General features: G+C 39.2%; 16 protein-coding genes. 8 read left to right on the plus strand and 8 right to left on the minus strand.

Features of this window, described 5'->3' with window-relative positions:
• Positions 1 to 86: 86 nt before the first annotated feature.
• Positions 87 to 2342 carry an ATP-binding protein gene (locus AAEY57_RS16035; protein ID WP_350608229.1) on the minus strand — a complete coding sequence of 752 codons (2256 nt, stop codon included), beginning with the start codon at positions 2340 to 2342 and terminating at the stop codon, positions 87 to 89.
• 9 nt (positions 2343 to 2351) lie between these two features.
• On the minus strand, positions 2352 to 3620 hold the full coding sequence (locus AAEY57_RS16040; RefSeq protein WP_350608230.1) for an ABC transporter substrate-binding protein: 1269 nt from the start codon (positions 3618 to 3620) through the stop codon (positions 2352 to 2354).
• 267 nt (positions 3621 to 3887) lie between these two features.
• Here AAEY57_RS16040 and AAEY57_RS16045 point away from each other — a divergent pair, with 267 nt between their 5' ends.
• The 3 genes from AAEY57_RS16045 (at position 3888) to AAEY57_RS16055 (ending at position 5589) form a co-directional block, all read left to right on the plus strand.
• Positions 3888 to 4307, plus strand: coding sequence for a DUF3429 domain-containing protein (locus AAEY57_RS16045; protein WP_010389229.1), 420 nt, complete (start codon positions 3888 to 3890; stop codon positions 4305 to 4307).
• Positions 4308 to 4374: 67 nt separating this feature from the next.
• On the plus strand, positions 4375 to 4773 hold the full coding sequence (locus AAEY57_RS16050) for a hypothetical protein (protein ID WP_028834167.1): 399 nt from the start codon (positions 4375 to 4377) through the stop codon (positions 4771 to 4773).
• Between the two features lie 6 nt (positions 4774 to 4779).
• Positions 4780 to 5589, plus strand: a complete 810-nt coding sequence (locus AAEY57_RS16055; RefSeq protein WP_350608231.1) for a class I SAM-dependent methyltransferase — start codon at positions 4780 to 4782, stop codon at positions 5587 to 5589.
• 267 nt (positions 5590 to 5856) lie between these two features.
• On the opposite strand, the gene AAEY57_RS16060 is transcribed toward AAEY57_RS16055, so the two are convergent.
• Positions 5857 to 7455, minus strand: coding sequence for a GMC family oxidoreductase (locus AAEY57_RS16060; protein ID WP_350608232.1), 1599 nt, complete (start codon positions 7453 to 7455; stop codon positions 5857 to 5859).
• Positions 7456 to 7544: 89 nt separating this feature from the next.
• Between AAEY57_RS16060 and AAEY57_RS16065 the strand changes: the two genes are divergently transcribed.
• The 3 genes from AAEY57_RS16065 to AAEY57_RS16075 all read left to right on the plus strand — a co-directional run bounded on the left by AAEY57_RS16065 (position 7545) and on the right by AAEY57_RS16075 (position 10645).
• The gene (locus AAEY57_RS16065) at positions 7545 to 8546 is read left to right on the plus strand and encodes an AraC family transcriptional regulator ligand-binding domain-containing protein (protein ID WP_350608233.1); all 1002 of its coding nucleotides are present in this window, start codon (positions 7545 to 7547) and stop codon (positions 8544 to 8546) included.
• A 37-nt stretch (positions 8547 to 8583) separates the two neighbouring features.
• Positions 8584 to 9585 (plus strand): Gfo/Idh/MocA family protein, encoded by a 1002-nt coding sequence (locus tag AAEY57_RS16070; protein ID WP_350608234.1) that lies wholly within the window; start codon positions 8584 to 8586, stop codon positions 9583 to 9585.
• A gap of 193 nt (positions 9586 to 9778) precedes the next feature.
• The gene (locus AAEY57_RS16075; RefSeq protein WP_033103060.1) at positions 9779 to 10645 is read left to right on the plus strand and encodes an EamA family transporter; all 867 of its coding nucleotides are present in this window, start codon (positions 9779 to 9781) and stop codon (positions 10643 to 10645) included.
• A gap of 76 nt (positions 10646 to 10721) precedes the next feature.
• On the opposite strand, the gene AAEY57_RS16080 is transcribed toward AAEY57_RS16075, so the two are convergent.
• A complete protein-coding gene (locus AAEY57_RS16080; protein WP_350608235.1) occupies positions 10722 to 11816 on the minus strand; it encodes an NADH:flavin oxidoreductase/NADH oxidase in 1095 nt (364 codons plus the stop codon).
• Positions 11817 to 12188: 372 nt separating this feature from the next.
• On the opposite strand from AAEY57_RS16080, the gene AAEY57_RS16085 reads away from it, so the two are divergent.
• Both AAEY57_RS16085 and AAEY57_RS16090 read left to right on the plus strand, forming a co-directional pair.
• Positions 12189 to 14603, plus strand: a complete 2415-nt coding sequence (locus tag AAEY57_RS16085) for a TonB-dependent receptor (protein ID WP_350608236.1) — start codon at positions 12189 to 12191, stop codon at positions 14601 to 14603.
• Positions 14604 to 14713: 110 nt separating this feature from the next.
• Complete coding sequence (locus AAEY57_RS16090) at positions 14714 to 16303, plus strand: tetratricopeptide repeat-containing sulfotransferase family protein (RefSeq protein ID WP_350608237.1); 1590 nt, start codon at positions 14714 to 14716, stop codon at positions 16301 to 16303.
• 388 nt (positions 16304 to 16691) lie between these two features.
• Here the strand turns inward: AAEY57_RS16090 and AAEY57_RS16095 are convergent, their stop codons facing one another.
• From AAEY57_RS16095 to AAEY57_RS16110, 4 genes are all read right to left on the minus strand, one after another.
• Positions 16692 to 17057: an energy transducer TonB gene (locus tag AAEY57_RS16095; protein WP_171046537.1), complete on the minus strand. Its 366-nt coding sequence runs from the start codon at positions 17055 to 17057 to the stop codon at positions 16692 to 16694.
• A 411-nt stretch (positions 17058 to 17468) separates the two neighbouring features.
• Entirely contained in the window at positions 17469 to 17822 is a 354-nt protein-coding gene (locus tag AAEY57_RS16100) for a hypothetical protein (protein ID WP_069440192.1), read from the minus strand.
• Positions 17823 to 17922: 100 nt separating this feature from the next.
• Complete coding sequence (locus tag AAEY57_RS16105; protein ID WP_138560769.1) at positions 17923 to 18252, minus strand: hypothetical protein; 330 nt, start codon at positions 18250 to 18252, stop codon at positions 17923 to 17925.
• A gap of 140 nt (positions 18253 to 18392) precedes the next feature.
• Complete coding sequence (locus tag AAEY57_RS16110; protein WP_036983813.1) at positions 18393 to 18905, minus strand: hypothetical protein; 513 nt, start codon at positions 18903 to 18905, stop codon at positions 18393 to 18395.
• Between the last annotated feature and the right edge of the window lie 111 nt (positions 18906 to 19016).

The raw sequence follows: 19016 nt of genomic DNA on the forward strand, positions 1-19016 counted from the left end.
AGTCGAAAGATTGAGTCATGTGTCACTCCTGTTTTCTTAATAATACTGAAATGACACAGATTTCTAAACACTACCGATGTTTATTCTTACTCGCTATACTGGTCAATTATAACTTTTAAACTATTGAATTCTACAGGCTTGTTTATAGTGTTAGTTATACCCGCTGCCACGTACTCAGGCTCGTCTTTTTCAGTGATGTTTGCAGTAACGGCAATAATTGGCACATCGTGGTAATTGGCTAGTTCCCTAATATGTTTAGTTGCCAAAAGCCCGCCCATTAACGGCATTTGAATATCCATCATAATTAAATCAAATTGTTGCTTAGTACATAGCTCAAGCGCTATTTCACCATTATCTGCCATAGTAATATGTTTAATACCCATTGCTTTTAAAAAGCTTTCTAGCACGATTTGATTTACCGGATTATCTTCGGCAATTAATATTCGCACATCTTTATTTTTAATAGTTACATCGGGAAATGGTGCTGGTTGTTTTTCGCTTGTATTTAGTGATGGAGTGCTAAACGTCAGCTGAAAATAAAATGTCGACCCTTTATCCAATTCACTTTCTACTTGTAAATTGCTGCCCATTAAGTCTAATATTTTGCTTGAAATAGTTAACCCAAGTCCTGTACCACCAAACCGGCGTGTTGTTGATGTATCAGCTTGGGTAAAAGCATCAAATAACGTTTTTATACTATGTTGTGAAATACCTATACCACTATCGATAATGCTAAATAGCAACGTCACTTCATTATTACTTTTCTCTTTTAAGTCAACAGACAAGGTTACTGTTCCAGACTCTGTGAATTTAAAAGCATTCCCCAATAAGTTCATTAGTACTTGTTTTAAACGGGTTTCATCGCCTTTAACCAAATCAACAGAGTCTACTTTTTCTTTTACTATATTAAACTCGAGACTTTTATGGTCGGCTTGCGATTTAAAAATTTGCTCCAGCTCATACAACAATGCACTCAATTTAAACTCTCTGTTTTCAAGTAGCATTTTATCGGCATCTAGTTTACTTAAATCGAGAATGTCATTAAGGATCACCAATAAACTATTACCTGAAGAGCTAATAACCTCAATCATGCGTTTTTGTTTAGCATCTAACTCAGTATTACTCACTAGTTGCACCATGCCTAAAATACCATTCATAGGGGTACGTATTTCATGGCTCATATTAGCTAAAAATTCAGATTTTATTCGGGATGTTTCCTCTGCCGCTTTTTTTGCTTCAACTAGGCTCTCGTTTAGCACTCTAAATTTATTTGCTGCTTGGGCTAAAACCCCTATTTCGTCTTCACGGGTAATATCAGCTATGTTTGCTGAGAAATCACCATTTAAAAATGATCTAAAACTAACTGTGAGCCTGTTAATCGCTTTAATAATATGAAAGTGAAAAAATAATGCAAAAAGAATAAACAAGGTAACAGACAAAAATAACGACACTTGAATAACAATTTGCGCGGCATTAATGCTCTCTTGACTGGTTTGTGAACTATCACTAAGCAACAACAATGCATCTCCTTGTAACTTTTTGGCAAGTGCTGAAAATTCAACCGAATCACCGGCAATAACAATATTACTTAAGGTTAAATAGTTTCTATTAGCTTGTATGGCTTGGGCAAACAAAGACTCGAATTTAATCGTTAAACTATTTAATTGCGCGACCTTGTTTTGGCCAATCATTTTGTTTGTAGCGTCACTGTTGGTTAATTGTTTAATTAACTCTAAACGCTGTTTAACTTGGCTGCGTTTGGCGTAATCACGTTGAGTTAAAAATAGGATTGAATTACGGTACAGGTGATGCCAATGATCCTTTAACTTAAACAACAACAAATCTTTGTGCAACATCAACGCTTCCTCATCTTTACTTGCTGAGGTAGTCAATGCTAATTCGTAAGTATTTGGTAGCTGTTGCTCAATAATTTTAGACTTTTCATCATATCGTTTTTTAAGACTATCGATACTTTTGCCATAATTTAAAACTAATGATTGCATTGCGCTTAATGAGTTTTTAATCTCAGGTTGCTGGGTTCGCTGCTGCGCTTCAATTAGCCGCGCTTGAATACTTTGATGAGTGCTTTTTATTTTATCAAAAATAACCTCGCTACCCGACACGTCATAAACAGAAATATCTCGCTGAATTTCTAAAATATCTTTGTTAATTTCAAATACAACAACTGATAGCTCGTTAATGTTCAATACATTTTTACTAGCTTGCTCTATTTTTTCGGTTCGCTCATTAATAACAATGTAAACTATTATTTGTATTAAAATAAAAATAGCCAGTGACGATAATACTTTAATAGATAAAGAACCAAGTAACTGTTTTAGCATTCAATTCCCTTATGCGTTTAGTAGCTCAAACCATTTATCTAAACTGTAATCGTAGTTATCCATCACTGTATTCCACACTGCAATATTCGAAAAGCGCTTTTCATAGCTGCCGCCATCGCGAATCTGCCCAGGCAAAATTATATTTTTGCCATCGGTACCAGCCAGGGATTGAGTCGCTTCTTTGCCATCATACCAATAATCCCATTCGGGCTTGGTGATTATTTCTTTGCTACGTTCTGGATTAGAAATGTAATAACCCTGCTTCGAAATAAATGCACCAGGCCAGCCCGATAACCACCAGTTCATGTATTCGTAAGCGGCGTCTTTTACATGCCCTACCGTATTAGCAGAGAGACACATCACCCCATGCCAGGCTCGATACCCCTCCTTAGGAGATGCATTGACTACTGGTAAACCTTGGGCTCTACATGCGCTCACCCCCGGTGAAAATATACTTTGTATATGCACGCGTTTTTTTAGCATAAACTCAACAGATTGTGGCACCGATGTCCAAAACCCTGAGAAATGCCCTGCTTGCTTTTTATTAATTAAAATTGCAAACAATTTGTCTATTTCTGCAACACTCATATTTGCAATATTATTAAAAGTCATCAGCCCTTGTGCTTGGGCAGCCAATGCGGCATCGAAAATGCCTATGGTGGGGGCATTCACCAAACCAACATGACCTTTGTTACTCTCTTCAAGCAGCCAGCCCCATGACTCAGTCTCGTAAGCCACACCCTTAGGTATAAAATTAGTGTTATAGCCAAATGAATCTACATTGTGAACATAAGGCATAAAACTTATGTTATCAGTGGCCTGGCTTCCAAGTGAGCCATCTTGTTGAACATATAAAATTTTGTTGGGCGCATCGCCTGCGCCTAGTTTTGCTGTTGGAACTAACTTACCGGTTTTGGTTAGTGGGTTTATTTCCTGCCAATATTTTAGTCTTTCTACTTCAATTGGCTGAATAGCATTGGCTTGCCACAATATATTAATTGAGTCAGACCATTGTTCATATAAATCAAATGAAGAGGGATCAGCGGCTGCTTTTTGTAAAACGGCCGCACTCCCCATGGGGGTAAATTCGATATTAATACCGAGCTCTTGCATTGCTCGCGTTCTAATTTCTTCCTGCAACGTAACATGCGTTCCCATTACCCTAAGCGTAACCGGCTTTTTTGCAAAAACATACGGTGCTTTAAAGGCTAAGGCCGACGTGGCAGCCCCTACTGTTAAGGTGCTAAGAAATTTACGCCGAGTCACTTTATTAACCATGTCAATATTCCATTAATCAACTTGTTACTAAGTATAGATAAGAATTAAATTTTCACTAATCAATGGCTTGAATAAGTTAAAAAAGTGTAGTTTTTTAATAAATGCTTACGCCCAGTTTAAAATATTGAGTGATCGCCATTTAGCTTATTCTCGTTAAAGCATGTTCAATTCTCTAATTACGCTATATTGATTTTAATAAGATTACACTGCACATCCTTGCTACAATAACATGGTTTACATTACACAACCTTCAAAGGCATTTCGTTTATGGAAAAATTCGTCAATCACATTCAACTAGGCTATTTAGGCTTATTGCCATTTTTAGGCTGTGTGGGCTGGCCGCTCATGTTTGGCAGTAACAGTGTAAATTTAGAGTTTTTTAGTTTTTATAGCATTGCTATTTTAGCGTTTATGGCGGGTAATTTATGGCATGCAGGGCAACAAAGCTTTGCCGATGCAATTAAAGCTGTGCTGCCGGTCATTCCTATTCCGTTTTTATCATTTTTGCCAATTGAGTGGATGCTTGCGTGGTTAGGCGCGAGTTTTTGGTTGGTACTAATCTTCGAAAAAGCGTCGATTCATTGGCAGGGTTACCACAAAGATTATCAAAAAATGCGCTTTGTGCTCACATCAGTGGTATTTGTGTGTCATATTCTTATTATTGGTATGAGTATTTACCCTAAATAGTCTGCCATTACTTAACCATTGGTCTGTAATAGGGTAACATCCGCGCACTGTATTGAGAGGACACCCCATGATAGACCAATTACGCCAACAGCTTACTGACCTTGGTGAGAATTTTGTAGAAAAAAACGCTGCTTTCAAAATTAAAGTGATCCCGTTTTTTTGCGCTATTAGCATAAAAAAAGATCATAAAAGTGAGGGGCGTCTTTCTTTTTATTCAAATCAGCTCATTGAAATATTTATGGTGGTGTTGTTTGTTTTATTTGGCTTAGCCATTTACGACCCTCAAGCCGGTTTTACTCATGGCCCTATTCATATTGTGTTTGCTATTTTGATTACCTTTAACTTAATTCTTAAACAAGTTGCCATTGAAGGGTTAAAAACGCGTTTAGCTATGTATAGGTTGCATCAACAGCTGATTAATACACCGCATCCTGACACATCGCCTGTTACTAATAAAAACATATAATTTAATATGTATTTAAACCCAAATTGGAACATACTCACGGTAGGTGATGGCGACTTATCGTTTTCAAACGCGCTTTACAACCACATTAAACCGCAAAAGTTAGTTGCCTCAACCTATGATGCAGCTGCAACTCTTACAGAAAAATACCCCGATAACGCGCTTGCCTCACTTAAAGCACATAAAATTGATGTGCTTAATGAATTTGATGTCACCAACACACAATGTTGGCAACAACTAGCCGAGCACCTAAACAGCTTTGATGTAGTGATTTTTCAATTTCCACTTATTCCTGCGTTTATTGGTCGCGACGCATTTGAGAAAAATATACGTAATAACAGCATGAACGTGCTTAACCGTGCGTTACTGCATCAATTTATAAAATATGCCAATGAGTTTGCCTTGAACCCACAAGGCCCTGGGTTATGCTATATAACCTCAAAAGATGTTAAACCGTATCGTGAGTGGAATATTGAGGGGAGTTTAAACACCCATTTAAACGCGGCATACCAAGGACAAATGCCATTCGATATCAGTCGCTTTGATGGCTATAAAATTCGCAATGTCGACCGTGACAAACACGTCAAAGACACCAGCGGTATTACTTATGTATTTAGTGAAAATACACTACCCGAACTAAGTGATATGTTAACAACCCCTAATTATCTAACTGATGATTATTGCCCGCTTTGCCGTGTGGGGCCGTTTTTAGCGGATGAAGATAAAAACAAACATTTTTCCGCTAAAAAGCACCAGCAAATGCTCAAACTAGAGCAAGACTGGCAGCAATGGTTAACAGCGTTTTATAAGTCAAGTTAATCGTGCAGAGTGCTTAGGGTCTGTTGACCTTTCGGATTAAAATTTGTTCAAACTAGGGGCGATTTAATCGCGGCGCGAGGTTTGTAACCTAGTGGGCTAAGTAAAAACCGAGCAACAAAGAGTAAATCGCCCCTAGGCAGAACCCTTCGGGCAGCGCTTGTTTGGCATTGATGCTGCGTTATCGCCAATTTATGGGGAATAACCACACGACATAGGCTCTGCCTTGCCTAAATACCAAACAGACTGCTGCAAATTCAACCTTGAAGGTCAACAGACCCTAATTAAGTCAGCTGCTTTTTCTGCAATTGCTATTACCCCAGCATTGGTATTTCCGGTAATAATACTGGGCATAATAGAGGCGTCTACCACCCGTAAATTTTGCACACCGTGAACACGTAATTCGCTATCAACCACAGCCATATCGTCTTGGCCCATTTTGCAGGTTCCTACGGGGTGATATTCTGTATCGGCTGTTTGCCTAATAAACTCAATAAGCTGCGCATCATCATTAATATCAAGCGGATACACCATATCTGCACGAATAGTATCAAACGCTTTGCTTTGCATTATGCTCAATGTTTTTTTAAGCCCAAGTAGCATAACCTGTAAATCATCGGGGTGGCTTAAATAATTAGGATCAATGAGTGGCGCACTTAAAGGGTCGGCATCCGCTAAACGAATAGTGCCGCGGCTTTTAGGGTGCATTATGCTGCTATGAATACTGTATCCATGGCCATAATGCAGTTTACGGCTGTGATCGTCCACCAGCCCAATAACAAATTCAAGTTGCACATCGGGCACAATAGAATCTGTAAATAAGTTTACAAACGCATGCGACTCGGCAAAGTTACTGGTTAGCTTTCCTTCGCGTTTGGCAAACCAATCAACGCATCCTTTTGCAATATTAAACGCACCGCTGGCACTTATTCCAAATGTGCCTTGCGAATATTTTGCTTTGTATAATGGCACAACGGTTAAGTGATCGTGCAAATTACTGCCTACACCTTCTAATGGCGTTACAAGCTCAATGTTATGCTGCTTTAAATGATCTGCAGGCCCCACTCCCGATAACATTAAAAGTTGGGGGGAGTTAATCGCACCGGCACTTAAAATAACTTCTTTATGGGCATTTAGCACATAGCTTTTATTATTAACTGCAACTGTTACACCAGTTGCAGCTCTCCCACAAAAATTAATTTTATTTACCTGCGCATCAGTGAGCACGGTTAAGTTTTTACGTGCTAAATTTGGTGTTAAATACGCTTTTGCCGCACTGCAACGCTCCCCTTTATATTGAGTAACCTGCGATAATCGCGCACCTAGCTGTTGCTGTGCATTAATATCGTCATTAAGGGCTACGCCTTGCTCTTGGCATGCTTTTAAAAACAGCTGATTAACTGGGCTTGGTAAACTTAGCTCTTGCACATGTAAGGGGCCATTTACACCATGATATGGGCTGTTGGTAAAGGTTTTGTTGTTTTCAGCTTTGATAAAATAAGGCAGCAAACTGGTATAATCCCAGCCGGTATTTCCCATAGCGGCCCAGTTGTCGTAGTCTTTTTTATTCCCTCTTATGTACACCATGGCATTGATTGAACTTGAACCACCAAGCACTTTACCTCTGGGCATAAACCCACAGCGGTTATTAAGCTCTTTTTGTGGCACCGTATTGTAATGCCAGCTATTAATGCCATAAGGCACACTAGCTGCAACTCCCGCAGGCATTTGCACCAGAGCACTTTGGTCACGGCTGCCGGCTTCAATTAAACACACACTCACATTTTTATTTTCAGATAATCGCGAGGCAACAACACAGCCGGCACTGCCTGCGCCAATCACAATGTAATCAAATGAGGTGGTATGCATAAAATATCTCCCATTAAAAAAACTACTTTGCATGGATTATCTACTAAAAACTTGATATTTTTAGACACCTCTTCACTAATGCAATTGTTATGAGCAGCCTAATTAAAGCCACTTCTTTAAAGGGAATTGATACATTAATTACCGAACTAGGTGGTGATACAGCAAACATTATGCGCCATTGCGCTATTGAGGTAACGTTAAACTCCCTTGAAACCCAAAGCTTAACTTATCGCCATTATGCCGAACTTTTAGAATACTGCGCTCATAGCTTAAACTGCCCAAGTTTTGGTCTTAAACTCGCTAGCAAACAAAGTTTTGATATTTTAGGGCATATCGCTATCGCCGCTAAAAGTGGAACTGATTTAGGTGAAGCGCTTACATGGGTAATTAAATACCTGCACTTACATACACCCGCACTTAATTTAATCACGCATACACTTGAAGATGACCAAAATATATTTTTATCATTCGAAATAAAACTCAAGCCATTACCTGTTATAAATCAAGTTATTGAATTAACAATTGCACTGGCGCTCGCTACCTTAAAAAAAGTGAGCCAAAATCAATGTAAACCCATTAAGGTATTTTTACCGCAAAAGATTGATGCAAATATACGGGCTTATCATCAACACTTTGGCTGTAACGTTATTGAACACAGAAACAGCGCCGGTATTTTAATCGCCAAAAACGATTTATTATTGCCGCTTAATGTTTCTGATCAACACAAAGTACAAGCTGCATTAAACTTTTTAGCCGCTAATAATGCGCATACTCAGTCGTTACCTTCGCAAGTAAGTGCGCTTATTCGACCCATGCTGCCCCTTTTTCAATGCTCAAACCAAACGATAGCAACGGCACTTAATATGCATCCTCGCACCTTGCATCGTGAACTTAAAAAACATAACACCAGCTTTGTAAAACTAAAAGATGCCACTCGCCGCGCATTATGTGAACACTATTTAATACAAAACCAATTTTCTATTTCACATATTTCCGAGCTGTTAGGTTATCAAGAACAAGCCACATTAAGTGCCAGTATAAAACGCTGGTTTGACTGCTCTGCCCGCGCATTTAGAGCAAAATATTGTTAAACTGCAAAGCTGTGTAAAATACATAAAAAGGCTAAACATGAATTTTGTGATTGTAGGTACCAATTTTATTAGCGACACCCTACTCGATGCGGCAAGTACTCTGAGTAATTTTAATTTATACGGTGTGTGTTCTCGCGCAGAAAGTAGCGCTGAGCGATTTTTAGCTAATCACCCCACTCACTCTCAAGCAAAAATATTTACCTCCATTGACGCTGTTTGCCAAGACGAGCTTGTAGATGCAGTATATATTGCCGCACCAAATAGCCTGCATAAAGACTATGCTGTGCAATGTTTAGCTGCGGGCAAACACGTACTTGGCGAAAAACCCTCAGCAGCAAATAGTCATGAGCTTACTGCTATTTTAACGGCTGCTCAAAAACATCAACGTTTGTACATGGAAGCGATGATGACAACGCATTTACCTAACTTTGCTGTTTTAAAAAACGCATTAAAAAGAATTGGTACACCGCGTAAATTTATTGGCCAATTTAGCCAATACTCGTCTCGTTACGATAAGCTCAAAAACGGCGAGCGCCCTAATACCTTTTTACCTGAATTTGCAAATGGCGCATTAGTAGACTTGGGTATTTACCCACTTTATTTACTTATAGCACTGTGGGGCGCACCAAACAGTGTGCACGCCAGTGGCGTATTACTAGAAACCGGTGTTGATGGTGCCGGCGATGTACTTTTAAATTATGCAGATAAACAAGCGGTAATTAGTTATTCAAAAATATCGCAAGGCGAGAACATCACCGAAATACAAGGTGAGTTAGGCCGTATTCGTATTGAAGCTGTATCGCAACTTAAAAAAGTGGAATTCATCGCTAATAATGGCCAAAAAGAAACAATAAGTACAGATTTTGATGAGCATTTTATGAAGTATGAAGTGGCGCACTTTATTGAAATGATTGAGCAAAACACATTAGAGTCACATATTAACAACCACCAGCTTTCACGCGATGTGATGACGGTACTCGATACCGCCCGCGCACAATTAGGCGTTATATACCCTGCAGATAGTAAAGCTAAACTATAAATTTTTACTCAATCAGTCAGCCCTCAGTACCCGCCACCTCAATCTTAAAAAAGAGTAACGCTTATTTTTCATTCAGCCCAGTGATAGCCTCTCATCACTGGGGACTCCATGTAAAACGTTAATTTACATTTACCTGCGTAGGTAAAAGCAGGTAATATGCGCCGCAATTAAATGGCAATATTTAAGGACGACCATGCAAAAATCAACCAAAGAGCTATTACTGGCTATTTTATGCATATTGCTTGCAATGATCACTATTCAGTCTGGGGCTTCACTGGCTAAGCAGCTTTTCCCTATTGTTGGCCCTGAGGGTACAACAGCCTTACGTTTAGGTTTTTCTGCCGCTATTCTTTGTTTAATTTTTAAACCTTGGAGACACTTTCCGGTTGCAAGCCAGCGTTTACCCATCTTAATTTATGGTTTGAGCCTAGGCGGCATGAACATTCTATTTTATTACGCCATTGAACGTATTCCACTGGGTATTGGTGTTGCGCTTGAATTTACCGGGCCACTTGCCGTTGCGTTATTTTCATCAAGACGAAAGCGTGATTTATTTTGGGTTGCTTGCGCAATAACCGGAATATTATTACTGCTACCCGATATGAAAGGCCAAGAAAGTTTAGATCCAATTGGCGTGATTTTAGCCCTTGCAGCGGGTGCGTGTTGGGCAGGTTATATTTTGTTTGGTAAAAAAACCGGCAGCCAAAGCTCTGGTGGTGCAACGGTAGCGATGGGCATGACCATTTCAGCTATTGTGCTTGTACCTTATGGTGGCATATCACAAAGTGCCGCATTTACTTGGGATATTATTCCGTTAGGTATTGCCATTGCGGTACTCTCAAGTGCCTTACCTTATACTTTAGAAATGATCACATTGCGGAATATGTCGCCGCAAGGGTTTAGCATTATGATGAGCCTTGAACCCGCTATTGCAGCACTCGCTGGCTTAGTTATTTTAGGTGAACTACTTAGCATTTGGCAGTGGCTTGCTATTTTATTAGTTATTATTGCCTCGGTTGGCAGCTCAGCATCAAACAGTAAAAAGCAGCCCGCTGCTTAATATTTAATTAAATATTAAGCTACCGAGACACACAAAACCCACGCTATTTGCTTGGGTTTTGTAGTTAAGTCATTCACTATTTTATAGGGGATGGCTGGCCATGTGGGCTTGAGCGCAAATATTGCTTTGGTGCTTGTACTTGCGCGCCCAACTCGGCCGCAGCATGCCAAGGCCAATGTGGGTTATATAAAATACCCCGCGCTAAAGCGACACCATCAGCACGTTCATCACTAATAATACTTTCAGCTTGCTGTGCCTCGGTAATTAAACCCACTGCTATCACTGGCATATTCACAACCTGTTTAATGGCGGTTGCAAGCGGCACCTGAAAATTCTTAGCAACAGGTATATTTTGCTCAGGGCTTAAACCCGCGGTGCTTACATGAATAAAGTCACACCCTAACGCGTCAAGCGCTTTTGCCAGTTCAATTGATTGCGGTAAATCCCAACCATCATCAACCCAATCGGTTGCTGAAATACGTACACCCACCGCTTTATTGCTTGGAAATGCGGCTCTTACAGCTTTAAATACGTCGAGTAATAATCGCATTCTATTTTCTAGGCTACCACCGTATTGATCATCACGTTTGTTTGCCAGCGGCGATAAAAACTGGTGTAGCAAATAACCGTGCGCGCCATGTATTTCAATTAAATCAAGGCCCAACTCGTCAGCGCGCTTTGCCGCATTAACAAAGTCACTTATGAGCGAATCTATATCATCTTGGTTCATCGCTTTGGGAATGGGGCTGTTTTCATCATAGGCAATGGCTGATGGTGCAACCGTTTGCCAACCATTGAGGTGATCGGGCATAAGTACCCCACCGCCATCCCATGGTTTATCGGTTGAAGCTTTACGACCTGCATGGGCTAATTGAATACCAATAGGCATTGGGCTGTATTGTCTTACAGCCGTTAAACTTTTTGCTAATGCAGCTTGGGTTGTATCATCCCATAATCCTAAATCGGCGTAACTAATTCGCCCTTCGGGATTAACGGCCGTCGCTTCTAAAATAAGTAAACCCGCTCCACTTAAACTCAATTGCCCTAAATGAATGGTATGCCAGTCACTTGCAGCCCCATTGTTGGCCGAGTACTGGCACATGGGTGCAATAATAATTCTATTCTCTAGGCTTAATTTACCAAGTGACAATGGTGAAAACAGCTTTGACATTATAAATCCTCATATAACTGACTCACAGCCACAGCTAAACTGTGCTGTTGTTATCAATAATTAAACATGTATTTATAAAGGTTATGGGGGGGAATATTTATTTTTATAGTGTTTATAAAAATATAAGTAATGACGTTTTAAACTATTCATTATCCAGTTTTTATCTCTATTAAGCACAATTAATATTTTGGTTGATTTTAAAGCAACGCCTTTGTTTGTTTATTATACAGCGTGAAACACTTAAACCCATCCTATAAATTTTTATTCTAAAAAAGTGAATTAAAATTCATATTTTTATTTCCATCACTAAAACACCCTGATACTATTACCGATCATTTATAAACACATTTTATTGAACTAGGATCACTTTTTATGTTTAAACCAAGCCTGTTAACCTTGGCTGTATCAAGCGCACTGAGCGGTGTATTATTTAGCAGTAATGCAGTGGCACAAGAGCAAGTTATTGAAAAGAACAAATCGCTTGAAGTTATTGAGGTTACAGCAACGCGCCGAAGTGGCTCAATTCAAGCTGCGCCTCTTAACATTACCGCGCTCGATGCTGATGTAATGAAAGATCAAAACATCAGTGAGCTGGCCGATGTAGCACGTTGGGTACCGGGCTTAACAATTACAGATCAAGGTGGCCGTGCCGGTTCACCTATTATAGTCCGTGGTTTAAATACTAATTCATCAGGGCCTTCATCAGATGGTGGCACTGTTGCCACTTATATTAATGAAATTCCTGTCTCAGTTGATATGCGTTTAGTTGATGTAGAGCGTGTGGAAGTGCTTATTGGGCCGCAAGGCACATTATATGGGGCTGGCACATTGGGTGGTGCTATTCGCTACATGCTTAAAGAGCCAGAGCTTGATTTCACCTCAGGTGAAGTATTTGGTGATGTTTTTCAAACTCAAGAAAGTGATTCAATCGGTGGTGAAGCGGGTTTTATCTTCAACTTACCATTAATTGAAGACAAACTGGCTGTTCGTACCAGCTTAAATATTTATGAAGACCCAGGGTTTATTGACTACGCCTACACAGTTCGTGAACCAGGTGTATCGATTACCGACCCTGATTGGACAAACCTTGATGCAGTCAACAGCAATCTTAAAAATGTAAAAGACGCCAACGGTGAAACAACCACAACTGGGCGTATTTCATTGCGTTACAAAGTAAATGAGTCATTCGAAGGTACATTAAACTACTTCTATCAAAAGCAAGATACTGAGGGTCGTTCTATTGTTCATCACAACAGCCTTAATGCTAACAATGGCTTAAGTGATCGCATTGGCAAATACGAGTCAGCGTACCGTTATGAAGAGCCACGGATAAAAGAAGACCAATTACTGAGCCTTGAACTTAAAGCCGACTTAGGTTTTGCCGAGCTAGTATCAGCTACCGGTATTTCACAGTTTGACGCCGATGGTCAACGCGACCAAACTGATCTTTTAATTCGCTTAGACTATGGCTACGAAGAGTTTCCTTCGTTTTCAGCGTATACCCGTGAAATTGACGAAAAAGACACGTTTACCCAAGAACTGCGTTTAGTCTCACAAAGTGATAGCGATTTAAGCTGGATTGTTGGTGGTTTTTACAACAAAACCGATACCGACGCATCAAGCAGAGAGTTCACGCCAGGCTTTGATCAGTTCGCGGTTGACACCTTTGGTGGCGCACAGCTAAGACCAGACTCTTTAGAATATTTAGAAATTACTGATAGCAAAGTCACTGAATCAGCACTTTTTGGTGAAGTGGGTTACCAAGTAACCGATAAACTCGACATTACCATTGGCGCGCGTTTTTACGAATACGACGTAAAATCAAAAGCGGCTTTTGATTTCCCATTAGCAAATACCTTGTATGAAGGTGCTGCACCTGATGCAATTTCAGTTAACTTTGAAGAGAACGAAGCTGGTGACAACGGTAATCTGTTCAAATTTAATGCTAAGTACCAATTTACAGATTCAGTAATGGCGTATGCCACTATAAGTGAAGGATTTAGAATTGGTGGCTCAAATGGCTTAGTGCCTTGCCCAACACCTCTACCTGAAGACCAACAAACAGGCTGTGGTACACCAGATGAAATGCTATACGATGCAGATACAACCACCAACTATGAGCTAGGCTTTAAAAGTACCTGGATGAGAAGCCAGCTACACTTTAATGCCGCACTATTCAATGTAGATTGGGATAACGCACAAATTGCCGGTGCAACAACAGTAGGCCAATTACCTTACTTATCAAATGCTGGTAGCGCAAATGCGAAAGGGATTGAAATTGCCACGCGTGCAATTTTATCAGACTCATTTACAGCCTATGCAACTTATGCCTATACAAAAGCAGAACTAACTTCAGACGCTCCGTATTTATTTAATGCCGATGGCACTGATGGCGCAAAAGATGGCGACCGTTTACCGGGCTCACCTGAGCACCAGTTCTCTATGGGTATTAACTACCAAACAGAAGTGTTTAACGACAAAACCCTTGATATTAACTATGGTTTAACTGCACAAAGTGATGTAATTTCAAAAGTAGGCCTACGTGACAACGGTGAAGCACTCCCGGGTTATAGCTTAAGTAATATTTCAGCTAAATTAACCGCCGATGCGTGGTCGACTACTTTATATGTAGATAACCTATTTAATAAATATGCGGTTACCTCTGTTCGTCGCTCAGATGCGGATATTACAACAGCCAATGGCGCAGACATACAACGTAACTATGGTTACTATATTAGTCGCCCGCTTACTGTTGGCATTGAATTTAACTATCAGTTTGAAATATAATTAAGCGACAAGTTTGAAATGTAATTAAACGATAAGTTTAAGTACAATCAAGAGGCTCAAATTAATTTGAGCCTCTTTATTTTGTAAGTACATTATTTATAAGAGTATTCATGCAGCCAAACTTAAAGCAACTACACCAAAGCGCTATAAACAACTTAAACCAAGGCAATATTCAGCAAGCGCATAAAGCACTGGTTGAGCTAGTGACACAGCAGCCTGACTTTGCTGATGGCTACTTTTTACTCGCCATGGTTAATTTACAGGTTGGTCAAATTTATAAAGCGATAAAGCTAATTGAAAAAGCATTAAGCTTTACGAAGTCTGTTGAATATACAGCGCAACTTGCCAAGTGTTACACCCTTACCGGCGACTTACAAAAAGCAAAAAACACAGCCCTCGGCGTTAAGCCTGAACATATTAGTAAAGCACTTGATGCCGATACATTAGGCGTGGCGCTCACCCAAGCGGGTTTACATCAACAAGCAGCTGATTACTTTATATTCGCATTAAGTTTAGCTGAGGCGAGTAATACTCGTCAGCCGCAGTTTTATTATAACTATGGGGTATGTGCTAAATTTTTAGGCCAGTTTGATAAAGCACAACACGCGTTTGAAAATGCCATTGCACTGAATCCGCTTCATCATCAAAGTCATTTTGCTTTAGCTGATTTAACTAAAGTCACTGAGCAAAATAACCACATAGCGCGACTAAAAAACGCATTTGAACAGGTCAATCATCCCGACGCTAAACTGCATATAGGTCATGCGCTCGCAAAAGAATATCAAGACCTAGGCGACTTTTCAGCAGCCTTTGCCGCGTTACAACAAGGTAAAACAGCAAAACTCGCTAATAAGACGTTTGATAATCAAGCGTCTGAGGCATTATTTGCACATATTAAACAGCTCAGTGATAAATACAAAAACCAAAAAACAGCTGGCAACCAAAGCAGTGAGCCAATTTTTGTATTAGGCATGCCGCGCTCTGGCACCACATTAGTTGAACGCATTTTACCAAGCCATAGCGACGTACAATCAGCGGGCGAACTGCAAGACTTTGGCCTAAGTGTAAAAAAACTTAGCCAAACACCCACGCCTCAAGTACTTGATACAGACACCTTAAACCAAGCTTACCAGCTTGATTTTGCAAAACTTGGCAGCACTTACCTTGAAGCAACGCGTGTTGTAACCGGCAGCCATAAACACTTTATTGATAAACTACCGTTTAACTTTTTTTATATCGATTTAATTACCAAAGCCCTGCCAAACGCCAAAATAATTTGTCTACTTCGCGACCCCATGGACACCTGTATTGGTAACTATCGTCAGCTATTTACTATTAATAACCCCTACTACGCGTACTCCTTAGACTTACTCGACACCGCTAAATTTTACAGCCGCTTTTATAAACTGATGCAGCACTTCAGCGCCCTACACAGCAATATTAAACTAGTAAAATACGAAGAACTTGTAGCCGCACCAGAGCAAAAGATAAAAGAGTTAGTGAGCTATTGCAACTTAGACTGGCAACCACAGTGCCTTGATTTTCATTTAAACACCGCACCGGTTTCAACCGCCAGCAAAATGCAAGTGCGCCAACCGCTTAACAACAAAGCCATAGGCCGCTGGAAAAAGTTTAAACCCCATACAGACGCAGCGCAGTCTTATTTAGTTAAGGAAGGAGTTTTAGGTTTAATTAAATAACAAAAAATATTACGTGGACGGATAGTTCAGTTTGATTAATTTAAAAGTTAGCGGATGGATATAATTTTTTAGGCTGAATGTATTTGAGGTTTTTTCTCTGTTAACTGACCCTCCTCCACTTAAGGAAAAACCCAACGCTGCTACCATAAAAAACTAACAAAAAGTAATACACCAATTACTGCAGCAGCTATAAATAAGTATTTACCAAGCTTAGCATTATGTTTAAGAGATTCTTGGTGTTTAGCCTTAAGCATAAGTAATTGTGCTTCGTTTAAATCGGAACAATGCGTACATTTATCCAAGAATTCAGAATAATACAGTTCACACCTATCACATCGCTTTTGTTTAGGTTGCTTAGATCTCCATGATATGCTCATCCCTAAAGACATTATAACTTCCACTCGAGAGTACCAGCGTACTCAACCTTAACCAGCCTACCATTTAATAACGCAGGCTTAAATCGCCATAGCTTTAAAGCCCGTAAACCTTCCTTTTCAAATACACCTTTAGGAGCAGATTCAATTACTTCAACTCTTTTTAACGTACCAACTTCATTCACTATTGCTTTGAATTTTAAGTAGCCCTCTACGCTATTTTTAGCCGCATCTTCAGGATATTTTGGTTCAATCTTCACAACCCATTTAACAGGTAAATCTGTTTGTGCATTGGTATATACAGTACTTGAATTTGCCGCTTCATTAGTACTATTACAACCAACCAGTAAAAGAACTAAAAATCTAGTTATGTACTTCAAAGGCTACTCCTAAAAATATGCTCAATAAAATAAACAACTAGTGGTTAAGTTTACTAAGGTGTTCAGCAACTCCAATACCAATGAAAAATATAACAACACTTAAAATTCCAAAACCTAGATATTTGAAGAATTTCTTCACCATAACTCCTTGTACATATAACCGCTTTATCAGTTAACACTTTCCAAATTCAAGCGTGAAAATGCCCTCATTTTATTAACTTATATTAATAAAAAATAGTGTAAGTTATTACCAGCTATAAATTTTATGCTTAATGTAGGTTATTTCGCTATGTAAAAAAGGGAGGGTTTCTTTTTATTCTTACTAAGTTAAAAACGACTCACCTGAATGATCGTTCATCGCTCTTTGCCGAAGTATGCCTGTGTGCTATGAGAGGACATTGAGCACCATAGTCACTTGTTAGCATTAAAACTCTGATACTTATTCCGTGCGATAAAGAACCATACAGAAAAACAGCCTGCGCATAAGTACCCGAAAAAAATCAAAAATGTAGCACTATTGATTTTTATACCTGTTGATACCGAGGCAACTAATAAGAGATTAGCTGTAAGCCCTGAGAATAGAATACCAACAAGTACATCATTAACGGGCTTTAAGTTTGACGCTGCTATAGAAACACCCAAAAAAGCAATTAAAAACCAATAATGGTTTTCATAAAATTCACCCTGAGATATCAGAATAAAGATCGCCACAACGGTATAAATTAAAAAATTAAGTAGCGATGTTATTTTCAATAGACTACCCAAATTAACTCCTTAATGCTAAGGGCAAAAAATTGTTAGCTAAAATATTGAACGGAGTGAAAATAGCCAACTGTATTTTTTCCGTTTTAAGCCCTTGTTAGCATTACACTTTTACCAAACTCGCATTTTTGAAATATTTCTCTGCACGTTCAGCAACATTACTGCAATATTTTTTAGGTAACCAAATATCTATGGCGTTATTACTTTCTGTGAATAAACTAACACAATTATTTGCGAGTTGAATTTTTGTAATATTAGATTTAGCTACAACTTTAGATGAAAAACCATAGCAGCGTGACAACATAGTTGGATTAATTATAACGTTATCACCATCTTCTATTAACGCTTTGTGCGAAGTAGATAAGTTTACTTTATGCTCGATAAACCAGATCACTAAGCAAGCGATAATTATATAAATATACGTTGATTCCACTACCATACTCCTTGTAAGGCTAACGCCGCTATAAATTGCGGCTTTGGAGTCGATTGTTTTGTGGTAGCGTAGCGTTAAGCCACAAAAGAAGCGACGGAAAAGCCGTCAATTTGATAGCTTTGTTATGCAATATTTTAAGCTTATTGAAGCTTAATGACTTCACCACCCTCAAACACAATAGCTGTAACACTAGTTTTAATTGAACCAGTACCATTTGTCACCGTACTCAGGAGCTTGTCATAATTCTCCCCATCAATAAACTGATTATCTTTAAAGACATAGAATAAATTAGCCGTAGATTTTTTCTTAGAATTGATTTTTTCTTCACTGTCGCCATTCATCTCTAATACCACCCTACCAAATGGATCTAAAAATTTAGTGGTGAATTTAAGAGCAATAATATTTTTATCTGACTTATTTGTGAAGATAGGCATAAAACGGATGGTTTTTTGAGAATACTTATCAACATTATGCTCGAAAAGATGAGAAGATACTTCGACCATGCTATCACTTGAACTAGTCTTTACACCTTGAATCTGATAAGTGCCATCCTTATTTAAAACTATTGTCCTCCCATCAGTTGTTGTAACAGTCTCTGCATATGCGATCGATATAAAAAGAGTTAACAACGTAGTAAATACTGCTCGTTTCATTTATTTTTCTCCGTAAGTGGGTGGACTCTAGTTGCATAACGAGCCTGTAGAATAACTCGTTTTTAATTTATTTTTATTGATGCATTAACCATAGCCGAGTTCCTATTTTGA

The organism is Pseudoalteromonas sp. MER144-MNA-CIBAN-0113, from assembly GCF_040308965.1.
Classification (GTDB): Bacteria; Pseudomonadota; Gammaproteobacteria; order Enterobacterales; family Alteromonadaceae; genus Pseudoalteromonas; species Pseudoalteromonas tetraodonis.